Raw genomic sequence first — 22967 nt, 5'->3', positions numbered from 1 at the left:
TCGACCTCACCCATATCGAAGGAGATACCCACCATGAGGACCACAGCACTCGCGACCGTCGGCCTCGCCGCCGCGGCCGCACTCGCCCTGAGCGGCTGCGCCGCGGGCGCCGACGATTCAGGCGACGTCACGATCACGTACACGAACTTCATCTCGAACGATGGCAACGAGGAGAACCTCGAGAAGATCATCGCCGCGTTCGAGGAGGAGAACGCCGGAATCACGGTCGACGTCACGACGCTGCCGTACGCCGACTACGGCACCGCACTGCAGACCGACCTCGCGGCAGGCACCGTCTCCGACGTGTTCGACATCGAGTACTCGAACTACGCCCAATACCAGGCGAACGGCGTGCTCGCCGAGCTGCCGGTCGAAGACCCCGACGCGTACCGGCAGAGCGTGCTCGAGGCGTACCAGACCGACGGCGTGCAGTACGCGCTGCCGAGCTCGTTCTCGACGGTCGTGCTCTTCTACAACCGCGACCTCTTCGACGCGGCCGGTGTCGAATACCCGACCGCCGACTGGACCTGGGCCGAAGAGCAGGCTGCCGCGGCGAAGCTGACCGACCAGGCCGCCGGAGTGTGGGGCGACCACCAGCCGGTGAGCTTCTACGAGTACTACAAGGTGCTCGCGCAGAACGGCGGCGAGTTCCTCGACGAGAGCGGCACGAAGGTCGCGTTCAACTCCCCCGAGGGCATCGAGGCGGCCGAATGGCTCGTCGGCAAGAGCGGCACCGTGATGCCGACGATCGAAGAGGGTCAGGGCACCCCCGACTTCGACACGACCCTCTTCACCGATGGCAAGCTCGGCATGCTGCACACCGGCATCTGGATGTTCGGTGCCTTCGCCGAACTGCCCTTCGGCTGGGATATCGCCGTCGAGCCCGGCAACACCGAGCAGGCCAGCGCGCTCTTCTCGAATGCCGTCGGCGTCTCCGCCGCGTCGGATCACGTCGAGGCCGCCGCGAAGTTCGCGGAGTTCCTCACCTCGAGCGACGTCATGGTGGAGGCTCGGCTCGACTCCGGCTGGGAGCTCCCGGCGACCTCCGACGAGACGGCGCTCGCGAGCTACCTCGACCTCGGTAACCCCGAGAACCGCCAGGCGGTCTTCGACTCGCTCGAGCAGGTGGCGCTTCCGCCCGTCGTGGCCGAGGGCCAGCAGGAGATGCAGGACATCATGACCGAGGAACTCGTCGAGGCGCAGTCGGGCCGCAAGTCCGTCGAAGACGCGCTCGCGTCCGCCGAGGAGCGCATCAACGCGGCCATCGGCGGCTGAGTCCGCCGAGGCGAGCCCGGGCTCACCAGCCTGGGCCCGCCTCCCGACCACCAGCACGCACGAGTACGAAAGCAGCACACGGATGACCCAGTCGAAGACCGACCGACCGCGAAGCGCGGCCGCCGCGACCCCAACGACCACCGCGACCACCGAGATCAGCGAATCGAGCGCCGAGCTCATCGCCGCCCTCCAGGACGTGACGGGCGCGTACCCGGCGAGCCCCACATTCTCGGCGTACGCCGGCTACAGCTGGTTCCGTGACGGCGCGTTCATCGCCGACGGCATGTCGAGCTACGGCAGGATCGAATCCGCCGAGCGGTTCTTCGACTGGTGCGCCGCAGTGCTCGACGCACGCAGCGCCGATGTCGAGGCGATCATCGCGGCGGCGCGCGCCGGAGACCCTGTCGCCGACGCCGCGATGCTGCCGACCCGCTTCACCTTCGACGGCCGCGCCGGTGACGAGGAGTGGTGGGACTTCCAGCTCGACGGCTACGGCACGTGGCTCTGGGCGGCCGGCCAGCACGTGCGCCGTCACGGATCGGATGCGTCGCGCTGGGCGAACGCCATCGCGCTCACGGTCGACTATCTCTGCGTCTCGTGGCGCCGGCCGTGCTTCGACTGGTGGGAGGAGCACGCGATGCACGTGCACGTGTCCACGCTCGGATGCATCGCGGCCGGTCTCCGCGAGGCCGTCGCGCTCGGCGTGCTGGACGCCGGGCGCGAAGCGGACGCGATCGACGCAGAGGTCGAGATCCTCCGGCTGCTGCGTACCGAGGGCGCAGTCGGCGGCCGGCTGTCGAAGTGGATCGGCTCGGGCGCGGTTGACGCGAGTCTTGCGGCGGTGGTCGGCCTGCTCGAGGTCGTCCCGGGCGACTCCGAGCTCGGGCGAGCGACGATCGCGGCCATCGAACGCGACCTCACTGTCGAGAGCGGCGTGCACCGCTACCTCGACGACACGTTCTACGGCGGTGGCCGGTGGCCGTTGCTGTCGTGCATGCTCGGGATCGCCCAACTCCGCGCCGGCAACGTCGACCGGGCACGCGAGCTCCTCGACTGGGCGGTGGCGACTGCGGGCGACGACGGCTCTCTGCCCGAACAGGTCGGCGGCCACCTCCTCGCACCCGATCGCGTCGACGAGTGGGTCGAGCGCTGGGGGCCGGTGGCGCAGCCGCTGCTCTGGAGTCATGCGATGGTGATGCGCCTCGCCGTCGAGCTCGCAGTCGAGGCATCCGTCGATGCGGAGGCATCCGCATGATCCGCCATCGCCCGTTCGGCTCCGGCCACCCGTACTCGGTCGACACCGAGCAGCGCTGGCCCGTCGATCCGGTCGCCGGGGAGTCGCTGACGATCGGCGCCCGCGCAACCCCCGACCTCGTCGTCGTCGAGGCGGAACTCGTCGTCGTCGCCCCGAGCGGCGAAGCAGAGCGTCGGCGGATGCCCCTCGCCCGCGTCGCCCGCACCTCGCGCGGCCAGGCGGTCGACGGTGGCCACCTCGCGTCCGCACAGGCGCGCCTCGCGCGCGCGGCAGGCGGCTGGGCGCTGACGATCGACGCGCCCGAGGCAGGCAGCCGCCTCCGCTACCGGCTCGCCGGGCGCAGCGCTGAGGGCGCCGTGCAGCGCACGCGCTGGTTCGAGACGGGTGTCTTCGGCTGGCGGTCCGCGCCCGATGAGGTCGTCGGGTCGACCGGCACGCGTCGCGTCGTGCCGGGCAGCGTCAGCATGCTCACCGACGGTGAGCGCGTGCGACGAGCGCGGTTCGCGCTGCCGCTCGCGCCGGGCGAGCACGCCACCGGCTTCGGCGAGCGGTTCGACGCGCTCGACCACCGCAGCAGTGAGCTCGACTCGGTCGTGTTCGAGCAGTACAAGAGCCAGGGTGCCGAGCGCAAGACGTACCTGCCGATGCCGTTCGCGCACGTCGTGGGCGGCGACGGCTGGGGCTTCCACGTGCGCACCTCGCGCCGGGCGTGGTTCGACCTCGGCGCGAGCACCCCCGACACGATGATCGTCGAGGTCGAGACGGATGCCGCGACCGGCGAGCCCGCCGTCACGACCGCGTTTTACGACGGCACGCCCACCGAGGTGCTCGACGCGTTCCTCGGCGAGGTCGGCCGCCCCGAAGAACTGCCCGACTGGGTGTTCCGGCTCTGGGCGAGCGGCAACGAGTGGAACACGCAAGCCGAGGTCATGCGGCAGATGGACCTGCACCGCGAGCACGATGTTCCGGTCGGCTCGCTCGTGATCGAGGCGTGGAGCGACGAGAGCACGTTCACGGCCTTCCGCGACGCCCGCTACGCCGTCACCGAAGATGGTGCGCCGCATCGACTCGCCGACTTCGAGTTCCCCGAGGACGGCGCGTGGCCCGACCCGAAGGGCATGGTCGACGAACTGCATGCCCGCGACATCCGGGTGCACCTCTGGCAGATCCCGCTCATGAAGCTTCGCCCGCACCCCGAGGGCCAGGCGAAGGCCGACGCCCGCGCGGCTGTGCGCGAAGGTGTGCTCATCCGCGAGCCCGACGCCAGGAGCGCGCTGCGTCCGTACCGCAATCGCGGCTGGTGGTTCCCGCTCTCGTACATGCCCGACCTCACTGACGAACGCGCCGCGAGGTGGTGGACCGAGAAACGGCGGTACCTCGTCGACGAGGTCGGCATCGACGGCTTCAAGACCGACGGCGGCGAGCACGCCTGGGGCCGGGAGCTCGAGTACCTCGACGGCACGCGCGGCGACGAGGGGAACAACCGCTTCCCCGTCGCGTACGCGAAGGTGTACGGCGACCTGCTCCGCTCCTCGGGCAAGGCGCCCGTCACGTTCAGTCGTGCCGGCTTCACCGGTTCGCAGGCGCACGGCGCGTTCTGGGCGGGTGACGAGAACTCGACGTGGGACGCGTTCCGCTGGTCGATGTTCGCCGGGCTCTCGGCGGCGGCGAGCGGCATCCTCTATTGGGGCTGGGATCTCGCGGGATTCTCGGGTGACCTGCCCGACGCCGAGCTCTACCTGCGGGCGACCGCGGCATCGACGTTCGTGCCGATCATGCAGTACCACTCGGAGTTCAACCATCACCGCACTCCGTCGCGCGACCGCACGCCGTGGAACGTCGCCGAGCAGAGCGGCGACGAGCGGGTGCTCGAGGTCTTCCGCGAGTTCGCGAAACTGCGGGAGCGGCTCGTGCCGTACCTCGCCGCCGAAGCCGCCGAGAGCATCCGCACGTCGTCGCCGCTCATGCGGCCGGTGTACTTCGACCACCCGACGCTCGACACGGCGTGGACGCATCCGCTGCAGTGGATGCTCGGGCGCGACCTCTTCGTCTCACCCGTGCTCGTCGAGGGGGAGACCGAGCACGAGGTCGCGCTGCCACCGGGGGCGTGGCGCGATGCGTGGACCGGCGAAGCGGTCGAGGGGCCCGCGGTGCTGCAGCGCGAGGTATCGATCGACCGGGCGGCGGTCTACGTCAGGGCGTCAGCTTGGGACGAGCTCGCCCCGGTGTTCGCGGGCTGAGCGCGCGCCCTGTCGCGATCTGGCGTGATCGAGGCGCGAGCGAGGCGACCCGCGAATGTCGCAGCGGCTCAGTACTCCGACGGCTTCGCGAGCACGGCCATCGTGCACCGCGAGACGCACACGAGCTTGCCCGCGGCATCCGTGATTCTGATGTCCCAGACCTGCGTGGTGCGGCCGCGAGTGAGCGGCGTCGCCTCGCCGTACACCCAGCCGTCGGCGACGGGGCGCACGTGGTTCGCGTTGATCTCCATGCCGACGCAGTAGTTCTGCTCGGGGTCGACGGTGAAGCTCGCGCCCCAGCTCGCGAGCGTCTCGGCGAAGGCGACGGATGCCCCGCCGTGCAGCACCCCGCCGGGCTGGCGGGTGCGGTGGTCGACCGGCATGCGGCCCTTCAGCGAGTGCTCCGTGACCTCGGTCATCTCGATGCCGATCGCGCGGATCATGGTGTCGTCCCGTGAATTCGCCCACTCCAGTGAGGGCTCGCCGAACCAGATGCTCATGGGTTCGAGTCTCGCACGTGGTCTCGAGTCGCTCCTGCGTCGCTCCTCGACCGGCGTCTACGCGAGCTCGGCGATGATCGGATGCATGGCGTCGTCGAATGCCGCGGCATCCGATCGCAGCGAATCGGTGACCGCGACGGTCATCGCTCCGATCCACCACACGCCCGGTGCCGTGAACGGCACGATCTCGACGTTCAACTCGAAGGAGTGCGCGCGACGGCCGACCTCGCGCTCGTGTTCCGCGATCGTGCCGGCGTAGGCGCGATACGAGTCGCCGCGCCGAGTGGCGGATGCCGTGCGATAGCCCTCATGCGCCCACGCGGCCCAGGCGCGCGCGGCCTCGGCGTGCGGCACGATCGCGGCGGCGAGCACCTCTGCCTCGGCGGTCGGCAGAGCGACGTCGGTCTCGAACGCATCGACGAGTTCGAGCGGTACGGGCGACGGATGCGCCTCGGGCTCGACGGTCATCGCCCACCATGCCCGCCACTGCCGCTCGAGCAGGTCGTGCTGGTCCATCTCGAGCCGGTCGCCGACCGCGCCCACGTCGCGCAGTCGCGGCAGCTCGACGGGCGAGGCGATCGCGAGCACCTCGCGCAGATACAGGGCGAGGAGCACCGGGCGACTCGCGTTCTCACGGATCACCCACGACGGTGTGCCCTCGGGCTGCATGGCTGCATTTTAGTCCTCGAATCGCGCAGCGGCAGGGTTCGGCACGCGGTGCGCGGGTACGCTTGACCGGTGACCTCGAACTCGTCCTATGCCGCTGCCGGAGTCGACACGCGCGCGGGTGATCTCGCCGTCGAACTCATGAAGTCGGCGGTGGCCGCCACGCACGGCCCCAACGTGCTCGGCGGCGTCGGCGGCTTCGCCGGCCTCTACGACCTCTCGTTCGCCAAAGACTTCGCGCGGCCGCTGCTCGCGACCTCGACCGACGGCGTCGGCACGAAGATCGCGATCGCGCAGGCGCTCGACAAGCACGACACCATCGGTCAAGACCTCGTCGGCATGGTCGTCGACGACATCGTCGTGGTCGGCGCGAAGCCGCTCTTCATGACCGACTACATCGCCTGCGGCAAGGTCGTACCCGAGCGCATCGCCTCGATCGTCACGGGCATCGCCCGCGCGTGCGCCGAGACGGGCACGGCGCTCGTCGGCGGCGAGACGGCCGAGCACCCCGGCCTCATGGGCATCGACGACTACGACGTCGCGGGTGCCGCAGTGGGCGTGGTCGAGGCCGACCGCCTGCTCGGCGCCGAGAAGGTCGAATCGGGCGACGCCGTCATCGCGATCGCCTCGAGCGGCCTGCACTCCAACGGCTTCTCGCTCGTGCGGCACATTCTGTCGAGCGCGAGCATCGGGTACGCGGATGCCTCGGCCGAACTCGGCTCGACCTGGGGCGAGGCGCTGCTCGAACCCACGCGCCTCTACTCCGGCCAGCTCGTCGAGCTGCTCGCCGGCCCGCACGGCGACGCCGTGCACTCGCTCTCGCACGTCACCGGCGGCGGCATCGCCGCGAACCTCGCACGCGTGCTGCCGCTCGGCTCGTGGGTCGAACTCGACCGCGCCACCTGGTCGCCGGCCCCCGTGTTCCGGGTGCTCAACGACCTCGCGGGCACCACGCTCGAGTCGACCGAGGGCACCTGGAACCTCGGCATCGGCTTCTTCGCCGTCGTGCGGGCGGATGCCGCGGCATCCGTCGTCTCGGCGCTCGGCGCCCTCGGCCTCCCGGCCTGGCAGACGGGTACCGTGACGATCGGCGATGCCCCTGCCCCTGCCGCTGCCGGCGGCGACGGCTGGGAACAGGGCGCCAAGGGCGTCGACGGCGGCGCAGTACGACTCGTCGGCGCGTACGCGGGCTGACCTCGTGCGCGCAGCGGTTTCGATCGGGCTGGCTGGCAGCACCGACGCGTCCATCGTGCGCTCGCTCGCACCGCGCATCGAGCGCCTGGGGTTCTCGGCGCTCTGGCTGAACGACGTGCCGGGCGGCGACTCGCTCGCAGGGCTTCGCGTCGCGGCCGAGGCGACCGACGCGCTGCGGCTCGCGACCGGGGTGATCCCGCTCGACCGGCGCCCGGCCGACTCGCTCGACCTGACCGGGTTGCCCACCGGGCGTACGAGCCTCGGCATCGGTTCGGGCCGTGCCGCGCATCCCGTCGGTCTCGTCGAGCACAGCATCGCGAAGCTCCGCGAGGCGAGCGATGCCTCGATCGTGGTCGGCGCGCTCGGGCCGCGCATGCGTCGCCTCGCGGCCGAGCAGGCCGACGGGGTGCTCCTCAACTGGCTGACGCCGGGGGCGGCAGCCGAGGCGAGCCGCGAGCTGCGTGCCAGCGCCCGAGCGCGCCGGGTGCGCAGCGTGCTCTACGTGCGTACGATCACCGACCCTGACGCGCAGCCCGCACTCGAACGGGAGGCCGAACGCTACGAGGCGGTGCCGTCGTACGCGGCGAACTTCGAACGGCTCGGCATGCGAGCCCTCGACACGACGCTCGCCGACGGCGGTCGTCTCAGCGAGTTCGACGTCGTCGACGAAGTGGTGCTTCGCGCCATCACGCCGACGGGATCACTCGCCGAGCTCGAGAACTTCATCGATCGGGCCGCGGGTTGGCTGGCGCACACCGATGAGACCGGAGCGTGAGGGGTGAGGAGGAGCGAAGTACGACGAGGAACGCGCTCAGGCGCGCTGTTCGTCACCAGCGACGTACGAGTCGTCGTCGTCAGCGGAATATTCCGCCCACTTCGCCGCCTCTTCGCTGTACTCGTGCTGCGGAGAGCTCGTGGTGAGCTCGCGCTCAAGCGCGTTGTAGTCGGTGTTCGGGCTGAAATACTTCAGCTCCCGAGCGACTTTGGTGTGCTTGGCTTTCTGACGGCCGCGCCCCATGCGTGACCCCCTTACGACATCTGGCCGGGTGGGATTGTGTCGTCACCCGGCGCTCATCTGATAAATGAATTCGTCCGACCGCCAGTTTAGCACCGCGTTCGAGGCGGTATGGCTCCCTTCACAGGCGTGCCGAAGGCGTATCGTGGGCGTTCGGCTCGCCTGCTGCGAGCACACAGCAACCCATGCTGAGATTGTCAGGTGATGACGAGCCCCGAACGCGTGAAGGTCGTGGTGATCGGCGCCGGTCAGGCCGGGTTGTCGGTCGCCTTCTATCTGCGTCGGTTCGAGCTCGTGGCCGATGAAGACTTCGTCATGCTCGACCGCGCGCCCGGCCCCGGCGGTGCCTGGCAGCACCGGTGGTCGTCGCTGCGACTCGGCACTGCGCATCGCGTGAACGACCTGCCCGGCATGGCCGAGCTCGACATCAGCTTCGACACCGCAGACCGGAACCTGCCGGCGAAAGACGTCGTCGCCGACTACTACGACCGGTTCGAGCAGCATTTCGACCTGCGCGTGCGCCGGCCGATGAACGTGCGACGCGTCGTGAACGCGGGCGTCGACCTGCTCGTGCGGTACGAAGACCTCGCACCGCAGCCCCTCGAAGAGCAGAAGGTTGCGCGCGGGCTCTTCGGCCGCCGCCGCAAGACGTTCGAGGAGCCGGCGACGCCGGCGGTGCCGCAGCACGAGATCGCCACGCAGTTCCTCGTGAACGCCACGGGCACCTGGGGCTCGCCGTTCGTGCCGTACTACCCCGGCATGGCCGAGTTCGCCGGCCGGCACGTGCACACCTCCGACTACACCGAGGCCGAAGACTTCCGCGACAAGCACGTCGTCGTCGTCGGCGGCGGCACCTCCGCGATCGGCTTCATGCTCGAACTCGAGGATGTCGCGGCGGGACTGACCTGGGTCTCGCGCCGCCCGATCGACTGGCTCGACCGGCAGGAACTCGACCTCGAAGGGGCATCCGCCGCCGTCGCGATGCAAGACGAGGCTGCACGATCGGGCCGTGCGCTGCCATCGATCGTGAGTGGCACCGGAGTGCCGCGTAGTCGCCGCATCTCGGCGGGCATCGAACGCGGGCTGCTCGTCGCGCGGCCGATGTTCGACCGCATCGAAGGCGACCGGGTCGTCTGGGAGGGTGAGGACTCGGGCCTCGCCCGTGCCGATGTCATCATCTGGGCCACAGGATTCCGCCCCGATCTGCGTCACCTCGCGCCGCTGAAGCTCCGCGAGAAGGCCGGCGGTGTGACCGTCGGCCAGGGCGCGGCATGGAACGACCCGAGGGTCTTCCTGGCCGGCTACGGTCCCCAGGCCTCGACGATCGGCGCGAGCCGGGCGGGGCGCATGATCGCCCGCCAGATCATGGCGATGCTCTAGCCCGCAGCCCCGCCGTGGCCGTGCTGACCGAAGCCTTCGGCGGAGACGACCCGGTACGAATCGCGCACGATCCCCTCGAGCACGTCGAGGTCGACGTCGTCGAGGTTCTTCAGGTAGAGGCAGACCTGGCCCGTGGTGTGCGGGCCGAGCTTCGCGAGTGCCTCGGAGTATGCCGCGACGCCATCGGGGAGGTAGACGGTCGTCGCGGCCTTGCGCGGTGAGAAGCCCGCGGCCCCGGCATCGCCCTCACGCCCGCTCTCGTAGACGTAGTGGTACTCGCCGAATCCGATGAGGCTCGGGCCCCACATGCGCGCGGGTTCGCCCGTCACCCGCGAGAACAGTTCGAGCAGCGTCTCGGCGTCACGTCGACGCACGGGGTGGGGGACCTTGTCGATGAACTCGTGCACCGAGGCATCCGTCGGTTCAGTGACCATGCCGTGATGCTACCTCTTCGGGTTCTGCGCGCTCTCGGCGATCGGGCGCCGTGGCACGGGGCGCACGGGCTCGCCGCGGCGATCCTGCCCGGGCAGGGGCCGAGAGCGCCGACCGTAGAGGAGGTCGGAGGAGTCGAGCAGCCACGGCACGAGCGCGACCGTGACGCCGTGCACCAGCAGCAGCTTCTGGCGGATGCGGCGGGCCTTGTGGTTGTGCAGGAGGCCTTCCCACCAGTGCCCGACGACGTACTGCGGCATGTACACGGTGACGACCTCGGAGCCGTGCTCCTCTCGCCGGGACTTGATGTACGTGATCAACGGGTGGCTGAGATCGCGGTAGGGCGAGGAGAGGATGCGCAGCTTCACATGGATGTTCTGCTTCACCCACTGCTTCTTCAGGCGCTTCGTCTCGTCGTCGTCGAGTGAGACGTGCACCGCCTCGATCGAGTCGTGCCGGGCGGCGATCGCGTAGTCGAGAGCCTTCAGCGTCGGCTTCTGCATGCGGCCGACGAGCACGATCGCGTGGTCGCCGGCGGAGCCGAACGTCGTCGTGGGGTCGACCTCGATCTCCTTCTCGACATCGCGGTAGTACCGGTGCACGCCCATCATGAGCAGGAAGAGGATCGGCATCATCACGAAGACGATCCACGCACCGTGCGTGAACTTCGTCACCGTCACCACGATCAGGACGACGGCCGTCATCGTCGCGCCGATCGCGTTGATGACGAGCGCACGGCCGATCGCGCCGCGGGTGAGCGGCTTCGCGTCGGCATCCTTCGCCATGGTGGCTGCGCCGGACGGCCGGCCCGGCTTTCGGAGGGCCCTGATCCAGTGCCGAACCATTCCCGTCTGGCCGATCGTGAACGAGACGAACACCCCGATGATGTAGAGCTGGATCAGCACCGTCAGGTTCGCCTGGAAGATCAGGAGGATGAGGGAAGCCGCGAGTGCGAGGATCACCACGCCGTTCGAGTAGATCAGGCGGTCGCCCCGGGTCGAGAGCGACTTCGGAGCGTAGCCGTCGCGGGCGAGCACCGAGCCGAGCAGCGGGAAGCCGTTGAACGCGGTGTTCGCCGCGAGCAGCAGCACGAGCGCCGTCGCCGCCTGAATGACGTAGAAGAAGACGGTGGCATCGCCGAACGTCGCCGCCGCGACCTGCGCGATGAGACTGCGCTGGGGCTCTGTCGCGCACTCCGCCCAGCCGATGAGATGGCACGGGTCCTCTGCGTAGTGCACCTGCGAGACGAGCGCGAGGGCGGTGAGGCCGGCGAAGAGCACGATCGCGATGCCGCCCATGAGCACGAGCGTCATCTGCGCGTTGCGCACCTTCGGCCGGCGGAACGCGGGCACGCCGTTCGAGATCGCCTCGACACCCGTGAGGGCGGAGCATCCGCTCGCGAAGGATCGCAGCAGCAGGAGGATGACGCCCGCTTGCGTGAGCGACTCGGCCTGCACGCTGAACGTCGCCGACTCGGCCACCGGTGCATCGCCGAGGAACGTTCGGGTCAGACCCACGACGACCATCACGAAGACGCTGCCGATGAAGAGGTAGGTCGGCACGGCGAACGCCTTCGACGACTCCGAGACCCCGCGCAGGTTCACGGCCGCGAGGATGATCACGAAGCCGATCGCGATCTCGACGCGGAAGGGGTTCAACTCGGGAATCGCCGAGATGATGTTGTCGACCCCCGATGCGACCGAGACGACGACGGTCATGACGTAGTCGACGAGGAGTGCCGAGGCGACGACGAGACCGGACTTCTCACCGAGGTTCTTGTGCGCCACCTCGTAGTCGCCACCGCCCGAGGGGTAGGCGCGGATCAGCTGCCGGTAGCTCGCGACGACCGTCACGAGCAGCACGATGACGATGAGGGCGACCCATGGCGCGAAGCTCAGGAACGCAAGGCCGCCGACCATCAGGATCATGAGCAGCTCCTGCGGTGCGTACGCGACCGAGGAGAGCGGGTCGCTCGCGAAGATCGGCAGCGCCAGGTGCTTCGGAAGGAGCTGCCCCTCGAGTTTCTCGGTGGGCAGCGGGTCGCCGATGATCCAGTGCTTCGGCGACTTCAACTCGGCTGGCGGGGTGTCCGCCTCATTCGTCACGGCGGTTGACATTACTCTCGCCGCCGGGCGTGTCAAGTCGGCGTTCGAGTTCGACCGGATGCCGCGGATTCACGTCGGGTGTCCGGCCGTCGGCGCCGTCGGGCTCGCCGGGGGCCGCCAGGCTCGCCTTGTAGAGTTGTGTCGATTTCTCGACCGTTCGAACTTGGGGGCCTGCCGTGAACCGTGCGACGCAGCTCGCGCGTGGCTCCGCCACCGCGATCGTCGCCGTGTTCCTCGCAGCGTTCTCGCACGGGTTCGCCGGTGGTGAGGCGCCCGGTGGGGTCGGCCTCGTGCTCGCCAGTCTCGTCGCCCTCGCGGCATCCATCGTCCTCGTCGGCCGGCGCTCGTCGCCGCTGCGCACGGCGCTCGCGGTGCTGGCGAGCCAGGGGGCGTTCCACCTGCTCTTCGGCGTCGGTGCGGGAACGTCGACCGGGTCGTTCGTCGTGAGCGGCAGCGGCCATCACCAGTCGATCGCGTTCGTCGACGGCGGCGCTTCGGCCGGTGCCCATGCCCACACCGACGGCGCCATGCTGATCGGGCACGCGATCGCCGCCGCCCTCACCATCGTCTACCTTCTCGCCGTCGAGCAAGCGGTCTGGCACGCGGCCGGCACCGCCGCCCGCCGATTCGTGCTGCGGCTCACGACGTCGACGCAGCCGGTCGACGTCGCCGTGCCGTCGAGGCTGCGGCCCATCGACGCACCGGCTGCGCCGCTGCGTTCGCGGCTGCGGTTCGCGGCGTTCGGATATCGGGGACCTCCGCCCCTGTTCGCCCCCGCGTAATCTCCGCCGATCGGCGGAACAGACATCTCCGGATGCCGCAGCGACCGCGACCGCACGTGCCGCGCTCGCCGGGCTCGCCGCGGCACCGGACCGAGGAGAGAGACTCCCAACCGCAATGACCATCGCCACCACCGTCGACTCGTCGGCGACCCGCACGCATCGCCTCCGCACCGTGGTGCTCGCCGCCGCAGCACTCACCGTCGCAGCGGGCATCGCCTTGGCGGGCGCATCACCTGCCTTCGCCCACGACGAACTCCTCGGCTCGAGCCCCGAACCCGGCCAGGTGTTCGACACCCCGCCGACCGAGGTCTCGCTCGACTTCTCGAACGAGATCCTCGACACCGGCACCGCCGTCGAGGTGGTCGACCACCACGGCGGCGACGTCGCCGTCGGGGACCCCGTCGTCACGGGCCCGCAGGTCGTCGCGACCCTCCCCGCCGATCTCGAGGGCGAGTACCAGGTGCGCTGGCGTGTCGTCTCGAGCGACGGGCACCCCATCGAGGGAACCATCGACTTCGGTGTCGGCGCCGACGCGACCGGCGTCTGGACCGAGGAGCCGGCGCATGACGAGCCCGCGGCCGAGGGCGACCACTCCGACGAGGGCGAGAACGCCGACGGCACCGACCACGCCGAGGAGACCGCGGCGAGCGGCCCCGACGGCTGGGCGGTCGCCGGCTTCATCGTCGGAGGACTCGGCATCCTCGCGCTCGTCACCGCCCTCATCGTGAACGCCAGACGCAAGAGCGCCGGGCCCGGCGCCGGCCCCGGCGCGAGCGGCGACCCCACCGGCAACGGCGGCGACGCAGCCTGACCTCGACCCGATCCGCGCGAGCGGATGCCTCGGGCCACGAGGCATCCGCTCGCGCTGTCGCAGGCCGGCGACTGCCGACTCGCGTCGTCTGGCCTCAGCGCACGGCGAGATAGGCGGCCGCCGCGGCAGCGATGCCGAGCACGAGGGTCACGACGACGTTGAGGATCGCCGCCCGCCATCGCCCGCCCGTGAGCAGTTCGATCGTCTCGACGGTCCAGGTGCTGAACGTCGTCAGGCCGCCGCAGAAGCCCGTGACGAGCACGAGACGCAGCTCGCCGTCGAGGGCCGCGAGTTCGGCCAGGCCGATGAGCGCACCGGCGAGGCCGGAGCCGAGCACGTTGACGATCAGGATGCCGCCGGGCAGGTGCCCGGGGCGCACCGGGAACGCGCGCGACAGCGCGTAGCGGAGCACCGCGCCGACGGCACCCGCGACGAGCACGGCCGCGACGACCAGGGGGCTGAGGGTGACGGTCATCACAGGGTCTCCCCTGCGTCGCTGACGGCGTGGGGCATCGGCCGGTGCGCGAGCCTCGACCCGAGCCGGAGTCCCGCTGCGGCGAGGGCGAGACCGCCCGGGACGGTGATGAGCAGGTAGAGCGCGGCGAGCCACATCTCGCTCTCTCGGGTGAGCACGAGGAGCGACGCGATCACCGCGGAGAGCGTCGTGAACGAGCCGATGATGCCGGAGCCGAGGCCGGCCTTCAGCCAAGGAGGTGTGCCGGGCCGGGTCCAGAGACCGCCCACCAGCCACCCGAGCGCGAATGCGCCGACGAGATTCACGATGAGCGTCTCGACCGGGAAGGCATCGTCTGCGTGCGGGAACGCGAGGTCGCAGGCGAGGCGGAGGCCGGTGCCGATGAGGCCGCCGACGGCGACGGCGAGATACGAGCGCACTCCCAGAGGTTACGCCTGCAACGGCTGGGAGAGGTCGTAGACCCAGTCGTTCGTGTGCAGCACGAGCCCCGGCTTCACCTCGAACTCCTCTTCGCCGAGCAGCCGGAATCCGGCTTTGCGGCAGACGGCGTTGGACGCCGGGTTGTCGACGCGTGGGTAGGCGTGCACGGGCAACGTCTCGCCGCGCGAGCGGGCGATCTCGAGCATGGCGCCGACCGCGGCGGGCGCGATGCCCTGGCCGCGGTACTCGGCCTCGACCGACCAGCCGCTCTCGAGGGCGGGCTCGCCATGCCGATCGTGCTGCCAGTAGCCGACGACGCCGACGCCGGCGGGATGCCCGGGAATCACGATGCGGAACTGGTGGGCCGTGCCCTCGCGCTGCAGGCGAAGGTACCGCTCGTGGCGTGCGAGCACCTGCTCGTCGTTCTCGGGGCCGCCCAGCTGGTCCATCAGTTCGGGCGTGTTCGCACGGTGCAGCAGCGCGAGGTCGTCTTCGGTCCACGGCAGCAACTCGATCTCGGGCATGCGCCCATCGAAGCAGCAGCCGGCGACATCGGCACCGCGGCCGTGCCGCACGGCTCCGCGCGTCAGGTGACGGCGAAGGGCGGCGCCCCGGGGGAGGCGCCGCCCAGCTCGTGATCCGCTCAGTCCTCGGCGAGCGTCGCCAGCACGTCGGTGCGCACCTGTGCGAGGCGCGCCCGCAGCAGCGTGACGGACTCGGGGCTGACTCGACCGCGGCTCGCGTGAGTGCGCAGGTCGGTGCGCAGCTGCTGCCGGAATTCGCTCAGCACGAGGTCGGCCTCGTGCACGGCGCGGCTCGTCTCGGCTCGGGCGTCGCCGCCCCAACCGGTCGAACTCTCGCCGGACGCCGCGGACGCCGGCATCTTGGTGGCCGAGCGCTTGGCCTCGCGTGCTGCACTCGCGAGCTCGGCGCGGAGCGATCGCATCGCACCGTTCACCTCGGCGCGCACGCCGTCGGCGAGGCGCCGGACCGAGTCGGTCACCTCGTTCTCGATGCCGTCGAGCTCGCCTCGGCGACCCTCGAGTTCGGCGCGACCGGCATCCGTGATCTCGTAGACGGTCTTGCGGCCATCGGTCGACTTCGAGACGAGGCCCTCCTCCTCGAGCTTCGAGAGGCGTGGGTAGATCGTGCCGGCGCTCGGACTGTATGTGCCGCCGAAGCGCTCGGAGAGCGCCTGGATCAGCTCGTAGCCGTGACGCGGCTGCTCCTCGAGCAGCGCCAGCAGGTAGAGGCGCAGGCTGCCGTGGGCGAAGACGGGCGGGGTCATGCCGTGCCGCCCTGCGTCTGCCCGAGGGAGGCCTCGTGGTCACTGGAGTCCGAGGCGCTCGATGCGTCGTCGTGGCTTGCGCCCGCGGCATCCGTGGTCGCCGGGTCGCTGCCGGCCTCTCGGCGCATGACCGAGATCGAGCCCGAGACGCTGTTGGCGCCCAGGTCGAGCCACGTGCCCGAGAGCTCGCCGGTGACGCGCTCGAAGCCCTTGCCGAGCATGCCCTTGATGCTCGTGTCGTCGATCAGCACGGTGCCGCCGACGGTGTTGATGCGGTAGCGTGCGCCGGAGCCCGTGTCGAAGCGCACGGTGAGGTCGCCGGCCACCGTGTTGGTGTCGACCCGGTCGGGCGTGCCGAACGCGTCGAGGATCATGTTGCCCGACACCGTGTCGGCGTTGAACGAACGCACGTCGCCGGTGGCGACGACGTCGCCCGAGACCGAGTGCGCGGTGATGCGCCCCGTGTGGTTGCCGGCCGACACCTCACCGGAGACGGTCGAGAGCTCGACGTCGCCCTCGTGGTTGTCGAGCACGAGGTCGCCGGAGACGGTGCTGAGCTTCGCGTCGGTCGTGAATCCCGAGACGAGCGTGTCGCCCGAGACCATGCCGAGCTTCATCACGATGTGTCGCGGCGCGAGGATGGAGACGTCGGCCTTGGCCTGACCCATGAAGCCCTTGAAGACGTCGACGAAGTTGTCCCACCGCAGTTGCGGGTGGTCGATCTCGAGGGAGTCGCCGTCGATCTCGATCTTCAGGTCTTTGCCGGTGACGTTCGAGATCTCGACGCGGGCACCCGGTTCGTCGTGGGCGATCACGTCGACCTTGCCGCCGATGAGGCTCACCTTGAGCTTGCGGACCAGTTCGAGGTCGATGGTGCGGCTCTCGCCCGGGTTGATGACCCATTTCTCGATGGACATGCGGTGCTCCTTCTGTTGCCGTCGCGTCGTCGACGCGTCTGCTGCTGTCGCGTCGTCGACGCCTGGTACGAGGTGCGGATGCCGCGGCATCCGCCGCCCTCGAAGTCTGTATCGCGATATATCGCGAGTGGTGATGTAGTCACGATATATCGCGTTTGTGCTCAACGCAAGTCGCGGGTCCCGTGACGAGGTTGACATTGACGCAACGTCAACCTCTATCGTCGGTGACGTGAGGCAGGAGCCTCGCCCATCACGAGAGGAGGTCGCCGTGGACTGGTCGATCCAAGAGATCGCGAAGCTCGCCGGTACGACGAGCCGCACCCTGCGTCACTACGACGACATCGGGCTGCTCCCGCCGACGCGCATCGGCTCGAACGGGTATCGCCACTACGACGACGCCGCGCTCGTGCGCCTGCAGCGCATCCTGCTGCTGCGGGAACTCGGGCTCGGGCTCCCCGCGATCGGCGAGGTGCTCGACCGCGAGGCGAGCGCCCCGCATGCGCTGCGCAGCCACCTCGAGTGGCTGCGTGGCGAGCAGGACCGGCTGACGCGGCAGATCGCGTCGGTCGTGCACACCATCGGAGCACTGGAAGGAGGTGAACAACTCATGGCAGAGAACATGTTCGACGGCTTCGACCACACCCAGTACAAGGAGGAGGTCGAGGAGCGTTGGGGCAAGGACGCGTACGCGAAGAGCGACGCGTGGTGGCGCTCGATGAGCGCCGAGGAGAAGGCCGCATGGCAGCAGCGCGTCTCGCAGCTGAGCAGCGACTGGACCGCGGCGTTCGAGCGGGGCGTCGACCCCGCGGGCGCCGAAGCGCAGGCGCTCGCGCAGCGGCACTTCGAGTGGCTGCGCGGAGTGCCCGGCACGCCGGGCGGCGGCGGCGCAGGCCCGAGCAAGGAGTACTTCCTCGGCCTCGCCGAGATGTACGTGGCCGATGACCGCTTCGGTGCGAACTACGGCGGCCAGGACGGCGCCCGGTTCGTGCGTGACGCGATGACGGCATACGCCGAGCGCGAGCTCTAGCTCGTCCTCCCAGCGTGCACCGCGTGCAGTCGCCCCCGAGGTGTCCCGGCCTCGGGGGCGACTGCCGTTCGGGCGTCGATCAGACGGCGGGCGTCGGCGACGTCGCGGGTGCCGGAGAAACCGGGGTGAGCGCAGCGGCATCCGCTGGCCGGGCGCTCGGAACGACCGGGCCGACCGGCGCGCGCTTGATGGCGAAGAGCGGGATCGTGTAGCCGCAGAGCGGCCCGATGAGCAGCGCGAACGCGACGGTGCCGATGCCGACGTTGCCACCGAGCAGCCAGCCCGCCGCGAGCACGACGAGCTCGATGCCGGTGCGCACGATCCAGATCTTCCAGCCGGTGACACGGTGCAAACCGGTCATCAGGCCGTCGCGCGGGCCCGGGCCGAAGTGCGCGCCGATGTAGAGGCCGGTCGCGATGGCGAGAACGACGATGCCCGCGGGCAGCAGCAGCGCACGAATCCAGAGGTCGAGGCCGGCCGGGATGAGCCAGAGTCCGACGTCGGCGGCGGGACCGACGAGAAGCGCGTTCATGACGGTGCCGAAGCCGAGGCGCTGACGGATCGGGATCCACAGCAGCAGCACGATGCCGCTCATGATGACGGTGATGAGTCCGAAGCCGAGTCCCGTGTGCTTCGCGATGCCCTGCGTGAGCACGTCCCAAGGGCCGACGCCGAGTTCGCCGCGCACGATGAGCGCGATGGCGATGCCGTAGAGGAACAGGCCCACGAAGAGCTGCACGAACCGGCGCACGAGCACTGGTGTCGAATCAGGAGAGGTGAAGCGCGTGGGCCGGGGCATTCTGCAATCCAATTGCATGATTGGCCTGTTCGCAAAGATCCAATTCGAGTAAAGTGGCTCGAATGGCGGAGTCCACACTGAGCGCACGATCGCTCGAGAACCTGCTCGGCGACTGGCGCACGGGTGCGCCCAGTGCGTACCACGCACTCGCCGAACGCATCCGGCTGCTGGTGCTCGACGGGCGCATCCCCGTCGACACCCGGCTGCCCGCCGAACGCGACCTCGCCGAGCGGCTCGGACTGAGCCGCACGACGGTCACCGCGGCCTATCGCCACCTGCGTGAGCAGGGCCTCGTGTCGAGTGTGCGCGGGTCGGGCAGTGTCGCCCGGCTTCCGGGTGCACCGACGATGCTGCCGGCGCCGCCCACCGCCGACTACATCGACTTCTCCAAGGCCGCGCCGCCCGCGCTGCCCTGGCTGCCCGACCTCGCGCGGCAGGCCGTCGACGGATTGCCCGAGCACCTCGGCGACGCCGGTTTCGACCCGATCGGCACACCGGCCCTCCGAGCGGCGATCGCGGACCGCTACACGGCGCGCGGGCTGCCGACGATGCCAGAGCAGGTCATGGTCACGATCGGCGCGCAGCACGCGATCGCCCTGCTCTCGCGAGCGCTGATCGGCCGTGGCGACCGGGCCATCATCGAGGCGCCGACGTACCCGCACGCCTATGAGGCATTGCGTGCGGCGGGGGCCCGCCTCGTGCCGGTCGGCGTGGCTCCGCACGACGAACCCGAGTGGAGCGGGGAGGCCGAGACCGAGGCGCTCACGCGCGCGATCGCGCATTCGAATCCCGTTGCCGGCTACCTGATGCCCGACTTCCAGAACCCGACGGGGCGCTCGATGAGCGCCGAGACGCGTGAGCGGGTGCTCGACGCCGCCGCCAGACAGGGCACCGTCATCGTCGCCGACGAGACGACGGGCGAGCTCGACATCGATCGCTCCGAGTCACTGCTGCCGATGGCGGCATACGGTCCGGCGGTCATGGTCGGCTCAGTCGGCAAGACCGTATGGGGCGGGGTGCGAGTCGGCTGGATCCGCGCCGACCGCCCCCTGATCCGGCGGTTGCTCGCGGTGCGGTCGCCCGGTGATCTGGGTACTCCGATCATCGAGCAGTTGCTCGTGACCCATGCGCTGGCGCGCATGGACGACATCCTCGAACTGCGCAGGGAGCAACTTCGCGCCGGGCGGGGCCGACTCGAGCAACTGCTCGCCCAGTCGTTCCCCGAGTGGCGCGTGCCGCACGTCGATGGCGGCATCGTGACCTGGGTCGGGCTCGGCGCGCCCGTCAGCTCGCAGCTCGCGCTCGCCGCCCGGGCCCAGGGGCTCATCATCGCGGCGGGGCCGCGGTTCGGCATCGATGGTGCGTTCGAGCGGTTCCTGCGGCTTCCGATCTGCTACCCGGCCGAGACGACGGATGCCGCGGTGCAGGCGCTGGCTCGCGCGTGGCGCTCCCTCTCGGGGGCGGCGCCGGCTCCGGATCAGAGCCTGCTCGCATCGGTGGTCTAGAACGCCCGGAGTCGGGTGAACGTGTGGGGCGGCCCTGGACGACTGCGCTCGTCGGCCGCCCCACACGACCGCGGCGTGGGGCGCCGCGGCTTGGCCGTGCCGAACGGGTCGACGGCACGGAGTTCTTGTACGGGCGGCGGACGACTGCGCTCGTCCGCCGCCCCAGCTGACCGCGGCGGGGGTGCCGCGGCCGGGCCGTGCCGAACGGGTCGACGGCACGGAGTCTGAGGGAAGTGATCTGCCGGGGCGTGGGCCCGGCGCCGGGTAGGTCGGCGCCGGGCACATCCCGGTGTTACCGGCGCATCGCGAACCGGCGGAAGCCGACGAGCAGCAGGCCCGCGAGGAGCGCGAGGGCTGCGAGCCCGAGGACTCCCGTGTCGACTCCCGTCGACGCGAGCTTCGACGCATCCGCGCCGCTCGAACCGGCGCCGGAGGCGACGATCGTCGAGCCGGCACCCTGGCCGGCGGGCGTCGTCGGGTTCGCCGGATCGACCGGATCGACGGGGTCGACCGGGTCGACCGGGTCGACGGGGTCGACCGGATCGGCGGGGTCGACCGGATCGACGGGGTCGACGGGGTCGACCGGGCCGACGATGGTCGTCGATCCATCCGTCTCACTGTCGCCGATCACCGAGATCGCGTTGCCACCGATCGTGATGGGCAGGGACAGGTTCGGCAGCAGCTGTGTTCCTCCGAGCAGCGCGCCGTCACCATCCGTCGTCGCCGAACCGCCCCCGGTTCCTGGCGTCACGACCGTCTCGGAATCGGTCGACGTGCTGTCGCCCACTCCCGAGATCGCATTGCCTCCGACCGTCACCGGCAGACTGAGCGACGGCAGCACCTGCGTGCCACCGAGGATCGAGTCGTTGCCGCTGGTCTCCGCCGAACCGCCGCCCGGGCCGGAGCCCGAATCGACCACGGTCGTCGCATCGGTGCTGTCGCTGTCACCGATGCCGGAGATGGCGTTGCCGCCGATCGTCACCGGCAGCGAGCCGCCGATGATCGCCTGAGTGCCGCCGAGGAGGGAATCCTCGCCGCTGGTCTCGGCCGAGGAAGCCCCGCCCGGTGCCGTGCTCGACTCGACCACGGTGACGGCGCCGCTGCTGCTGCTGTCGCCGATGACCGAGACGGCGTTGCCGCCGATCGTGATCGGAGCGCTGATCCCGCCGAGCAACTGGGTGCCGCCGAGGATGCTGTCCTCACCCGACGTCGACGCGCTGCCCGCGCCGCTCGAGCCGCCCGTGGCGACGGCGGTGCTCGCGTCTTCGGTCGACGAGTCGCCGATGACCGAGATGGCGTTGCCGCCGAGGGTGATGGGAATCGACACGTCGACGACTCCCTGCGTGCCGCCGAGTACCGAGTCCGACCCGCTGGTCTCGGGTGCCTCGGCCGCGGCGGGTGCCGGTGCCGGGGCGGATACGGTGGTGGCGTCCTCCGACGACGAGTCGCCGATGACCGAGATGGCGTTGCCGCCGAGCGTGATCGGCAGGTCGATCGAGAGGCCGGCTTGGGTCCCCGACAGGATGCCGTCGTCGCCGGTCGTCTCAGACGCATGGGCGACACCGGCCCCGAGGAGCGTGAGCCCTCCGGCGAAGAGGGTCGCGTACAGCGCCCTCAACAGAAGTTTCTTCATGATCCAGTCCTCCTGAACTGATGGGAAATATCGCTCCCGCGCAGGGAGAGATGACCGTCTTCCGCCTCACGTGCAGGCGGAACGGCCCCCGTCAGTCAGGGGTGGAGTCGGTGGCGTAGATCGGCGACGACGGCAGCTCGTCGTCAACCGAGTGAAGTGCGAGCGACGCGAGTGCGTCGAGTTCGAGGGCGGCGAACGCCGAGTCGGACGCCGTGCCACCGGCGCCGGAACCCGAGGCGCCCGCGCCGTGGCCTGCGCCGCTGGTGCCGACCGGCGCGGCGGGAACGGGTGCGCCGTCTCCGGGCGGAGCTCCGCCGTCAGTGGGCAGAATCGTGCCCGAGGCGCTGGGCGACGCCGTACCGAGTACGGTGGCGTTCGTGGCATCGGCACGGTGCACGACAGGTGCCTGGAGCGCGACGACGCCGGGTGGTGGGATCGAAGCAGCCTGACCCGGCGAACCGCCGGGTTCAGGAAGTGCAGGGCCGAGGGGCTCGCCGGGCTCCGAGCCGTCGGAGCCACCCGGAAGCAGCGGGATCGACGGCAACTGGGGCAGTACGCCGCTGCCGTCGGTGGGCAGCGCGGGCGCGGAGCCGACGACCGTGCCGAGCGTGTCGTCGACGACGCCGACGACCGGTCCGAGCACTCCGCCCACGGTGCCGGCCGGGAGGAGCTCGCCGACGATCGGCAGCTTGCCGACGAGGCCGTCGACGAGTCCGGTGACCGGGGTCGTGATGCCGCTGACCGTGCCGCCGCCGGCGATGCCGGAGAGGGTGCCGGTGAGACCGTTGACCACCGTGCCGACCGTGGAGTTCGTGCCGCCGATCGCGGTGTTCGCGGTCTCGGTGACGGTGCCGACGACCGCGGGAACGACTTCGGCGACCGGTTCTGCGATGGGCTCGGGGAGTACCTCGACGACCGGTGCCACGACCGGTTCGACGACCTGGTTCACCGGGGGAGCGACCGTCTCGACGACGCCGCCCACGACGCCGCCGACCGCCCCGGTGACGTTCGTCACGCCGCCGAGCAACGAGCCGACCGCACCGAGCAGACCGCCCGAATCGCGTTCGTCGGCCGAGGCGCTCGGGGCGCTCGAGAAGAGGCTGATGACGAGCCATACGGCGGACAGGGCCGAGGCGAGGAGGGCGTAGCGGAGCCACGGCACCTGCCGTGCGGCATCCGCGGAGCTCATGGTCACCACCCTCGATTCCCTTGCTGGAAAGACTACGGGCGGTCAGCACGTCAGTCGAC

At 70.4% G+C, this 22967-nt stretch carries 23 protein-coding genes; 10 read left to right on the top strand and 13 right to left on the bottom strand.

Annotated elements, in window-relative coordinates; translation table 11 throughout:
- The first annotated feature begins 33 nt into the window (after positions 1–33).
- From AC6CH0_RS03255 to AC6CH0_RS03245, 3 genes are all read left to right on the top strand, one after another.
- Entirely contained in the window at positions 34–1275 is a 1242-nt protein-coding gene (locus tag AC6CH0_RS03255; RefSeq protein WP_498098257.1) for an ABC transporter substrate-binding protein, read from the top strand.
- 82 nt (positions 1276–1357) lie between these two features.
- The gene (locus tag AC6CH0_RS03250; protein WP_498098256.1) at positions 1358–2530 is read left to right on the top strand and encodes a glycoside hydrolase family 15 protein; all 1173 of its coding nucleotides are present in this window, start codon (positions 1358–1360) and stop codon (positions 2528–2530) included.
- A complete protein-coding gene (locus AC6CH0_RS03245) occupies positions 2527–4770 on the top strand; it encodes a glycoside hydrolase family 31 protein (RefSeq protein WP_498098255.1) in 2244 nt (747 codons plus the stop codon). The genes AC6CH0_RS03250 and AC6CH0_RS03245 overlap by 4 nt, the downstream gene beginning before the upstream one ends.
- A 68-nt stretch (positions 4771–4838) precedes the next feature.
- Here the strand turns inward: AC6CH0_RS03245 and AC6CH0_RS03240 are convergent, their stop codons facing one another.
- Both AC6CH0_RS03240 and AC6CH0_RS03235 read right to left on the bottom strand, forming a co-directional pair.
- Positions 4839–5270 carry a PaaI family thioesterase gene (locus AC6CH0_RS03240; protein WP_498098254.1) on the bottom strand — a complete coding sequence of 144 codons (432 nt, stop codon included), beginning with the start codon at positions 5268–5270 and terminating at the stop codon, positions 4839–4841.
- A 57-nt stretch (positions 5271–5327) separates the two neighbouring features.
- Positions 5328–5939, bottom strand: a complete 612-nt coding sequence (locus AC6CH0_RS03235; protein WP_498098253.1) for a zinc-binding alcohol dehydrogenase — start codon at positions 5937–5939, stop codon at positions 5328–5330.
- Between the two features lie 69 nt (positions 5940–6008).
- Between AC6CH0_RS03235 and purM the strand changes: the two genes are divergently transcribed.
- A complete protein-coding gene (purM, locus tag AC6CH0_RS03230) occupies positions 6009–7130 on the top strand; it encodes a phosphoribosylformylglycinamidine cyclo-ligase (RefSeq protein ID WP_498098252.1) in 1122 nt (373 codons plus the stop codon).
- 4 nt (positions 7131–7134) lie between these two features.
- The gene (locus AC6CH0_RS03225; protein ID WP_498098251.1) at positions 7135–7905 is read left to right on the top strand and encodes an LLM class flavin-dependent oxidoreductase; all 771 of its coding nucleotides are present in this window, start codon (positions 7135–7137) and stop codon (positions 7903–7905) included.
- Between the two features lie 36 nt (positions 7906–7941).
- Here the strand turns inward: AC6CH0_RS03225 and AC6CH0_RS03220 are convergent, their stop codons facing one another.
- Positions 7942–8148: a DUF3073 domain-containing protein gene (locus tag AC6CH0_RS03220; protein WP_498098250.1), complete on the bottom strand. Its 207-nt coding sequence runs from the start codon at positions 8146–8148 to the stop codon at positions 7942–7944.
- A 201-nt stretch (positions 8149–8349) separates the two neighbouring features.
- Here AC6CH0_RS03220 and AC6CH0_RS03215 point away from each other — a divergent pair, with 201 nt between their 5' ends.
- Positions 8350–9525, top strand: a complete 1176-nt coding sequence (locus AC6CH0_RS03215; RefSeq protein WP_498098249.1) for an FAD-dependent oxidoreductase — start codon at positions 8350–8352, stop codon at positions 9523–9525.
- Here AC6CH0_RS03215 and AC6CH0_RS03210 read toward each other — a convergent pair.
- Both AC6CH0_RS03210 and AC6CH0_RS03205 read right to left on the bottom strand, forming a co-directional pair.
- A complete protein-coding gene (locus AC6CH0_RS03210; protein WP_498098248.1) occupies positions 9522–9959 on the bottom strand; it encodes a DUF1801 domain-containing protein in 438 nt (145 codons plus the stop codon). The genes AC6CH0_RS03215 and AC6CH0_RS03210 overlap by 4 nt on opposite strands.
- A gap of 9 nt (positions 9960–9968) precedes the next feature.
- On the bottom strand, positions 9969–12074 hold the full coding sequence (locus tag AC6CH0_RS03205; protein ID WP_498098247.1) for an APC family permease: 2106 nt from the start codon (positions 12072–12074) through the stop codon (positions 9969–9971).
- Between the two features lie 164 nt (positions 12075–12238).
- Between AC6CH0_RS03205 and AC6CH0_RS03200 the strand changes: the two genes are divergently transcribed.
- Both AC6CH0_RS03200 and AC6CH0_RS03195 read left to right on the top strand, forming a co-directional pair.
- Positions 12239–12844: a hypothetical protein gene (locus AC6CH0_RS03200; protein ID WP_498098246.1), complete on the top strand. Its 606-nt coding sequence runs from the start codon at positions 12239–12241 to the stop codon at positions 12842–12844.
- A gap of 115 nt (positions 12845–12959) precedes the next feature.
- Complete coding sequence (locus AC6CH0_RS03195; protein ID WP_498098245.1) at positions 12960–13655, top strand: copper resistance CopC family protein; 696 nt, start codon at positions 12960–12962, stop codon at positions 13653–13655.
- 94 nt (positions 13656–13749) lie between these two features.
- On the opposite strand, the gene crcB is transcribed toward AC6CH0_RS03195, so the two are convergent.
- From crcB to AC6CH0_RS03170, 5 genes are all read right to left on the bottom strand, one after another.
- Complete coding sequence (gene crcB / locus AC6CH0_RS03190; protein WP_498098244.1) at positions 13750–14130, bottom strand: fluoride efflux transporter CrcB; 381 nt, start codon at positions 14128–14130, stop codon at positions 13750–13752.
- Positions 14130–14549 (bottom strand): fluoride efflux transporter FluC, encoded by a 420-nt coding sequence (locus AC6CH0_RS03185; RefSeq protein WP_498098243.1) that lies wholly within the window; start codon positions 14547–14549, stop codon positions 14130–14132. The genes crcB and AC6CH0_RS03185 overlap by 1 nt, the downstream gene beginning before the upstream one ends.
- 9 nt (positions 14550–14558) lie before the next feature.
- A complete protein-coding gene (locus AC6CH0_RS03180; protein ID WP_498098242.1) occupies positions 14559–15074 on the bottom strand; it encodes a GNAT family N-acetyltransferase in 516 nt (171 codons plus the stop codon).
- Positions 15075–15193: 119 nt separating this feature from the next.
- Positions 15194–15838, bottom strand: a complete 645-nt coding sequence (locus tag AC6CH0_RS03175; RefSeq protein ID WP_498098241.1) for a PadR family transcriptional regulator — start codon at positions 15836–15838, stop codon at positions 15194–15196.
- Complete coding sequence (locus AC6CH0_RS03170; RefSeq protein WP_498098240.1) at positions 15835–16755, bottom strand: DUF4097 family beta strand repeat-containing protein; 921 nt, start codon at positions 16753–16755, stop codon at positions 15835–15837. The genes AC6CH0_RS03175 and AC6CH0_RS03170 overlap by 4 nt, the downstream gene beginning before the upstream one ends.
- A gap of 268 nt (positions 16756–17023) precedes the next feature.
- Here AC6CH0_RS03170 and AC6CH0_RS03165 point away from each other — a divergent pair, with 268 nt between their 5' ends.
- Positions 17024–17782 carry a MerR family transcriptional regulator gene (locus AC6CH0_RS03165; RefSeq protein WP_498098239.1) on the top strand — a complete coding sequence of 253 codons (759 nt, stop codon included), beginning with the start codon at positions 17024–17026 and terminating at the stop codon, positions 17780–17782.
- Between the two features lie 79 nt (positions 17783–17861).
- Here AC6CH0_RS03165 and yczE read toward each other — a convergent pair whose 3' ends face one another.
- Entirely contained in the window at positions 17862–18581 is a 720-nt protein-coding gene (gene yczE, locus AC6CH0_RS03160; RefSeq protein ID WP_498098238.1) for a membrane protein YczE, read from the bottom strand.
- 62 nt (positions 18582–18643) lie between these two features.
- Here yczE and yczR point away from each other — a divergent pair, with 62 nt between their 5' ends.
- The gene (gene yczR, locus AC6CH0_RS03155) at positions 18644–20086 is read left to right on the top strand and encodes a MocR-like transcription factor YczR (RefSeq protein ID WP_498098237.1); all 1443 of its coding nucleotides are present in this window, start codon (positions 18644–18646) and stop codon (positions 20084–20086) included.
- 292 nt (positions 20087–20378) lie between these two features.
- On the opposite strand, the gene AC6CH0_RS03150 is transcribed toward yczR, so the two are convergent.
- Together AC6CH0_RS03150 and AC6CH0_RS03145 are read right to left on the bottom strand one after the other, a co-directional pair.
- Positions 20379–21719, bottom strand: a complete 1341-nt coding sequence (locus AC6CH0_RS03150; RefSeq protein ID WP_498098236.1) for a hypothetical protein — start codon at positions 21717–21719, stop codon at positions 20379–20381.
- Positions 21720–21810: 91 nt separating this feature from the next.
- Positions 21811–22908, bottom strand: a complete 1098-nt coding sequence (locus AC6CH0_RS03145; RefSeq protein ID WP_498098235.1) for a hypothetical protein — start codon at positions 22906–22908, stop codon at positions 21811–21813.
- Positions 22909–22967 lie beyond the last annotated feature (59 nt).

The sequence above is a fragment of the Agromyces sp. GQ35 genome (assembly GCF_059758475.1).
This window is presented reverse-complemented; position numbering and strand designations above follow the sequence as displayed.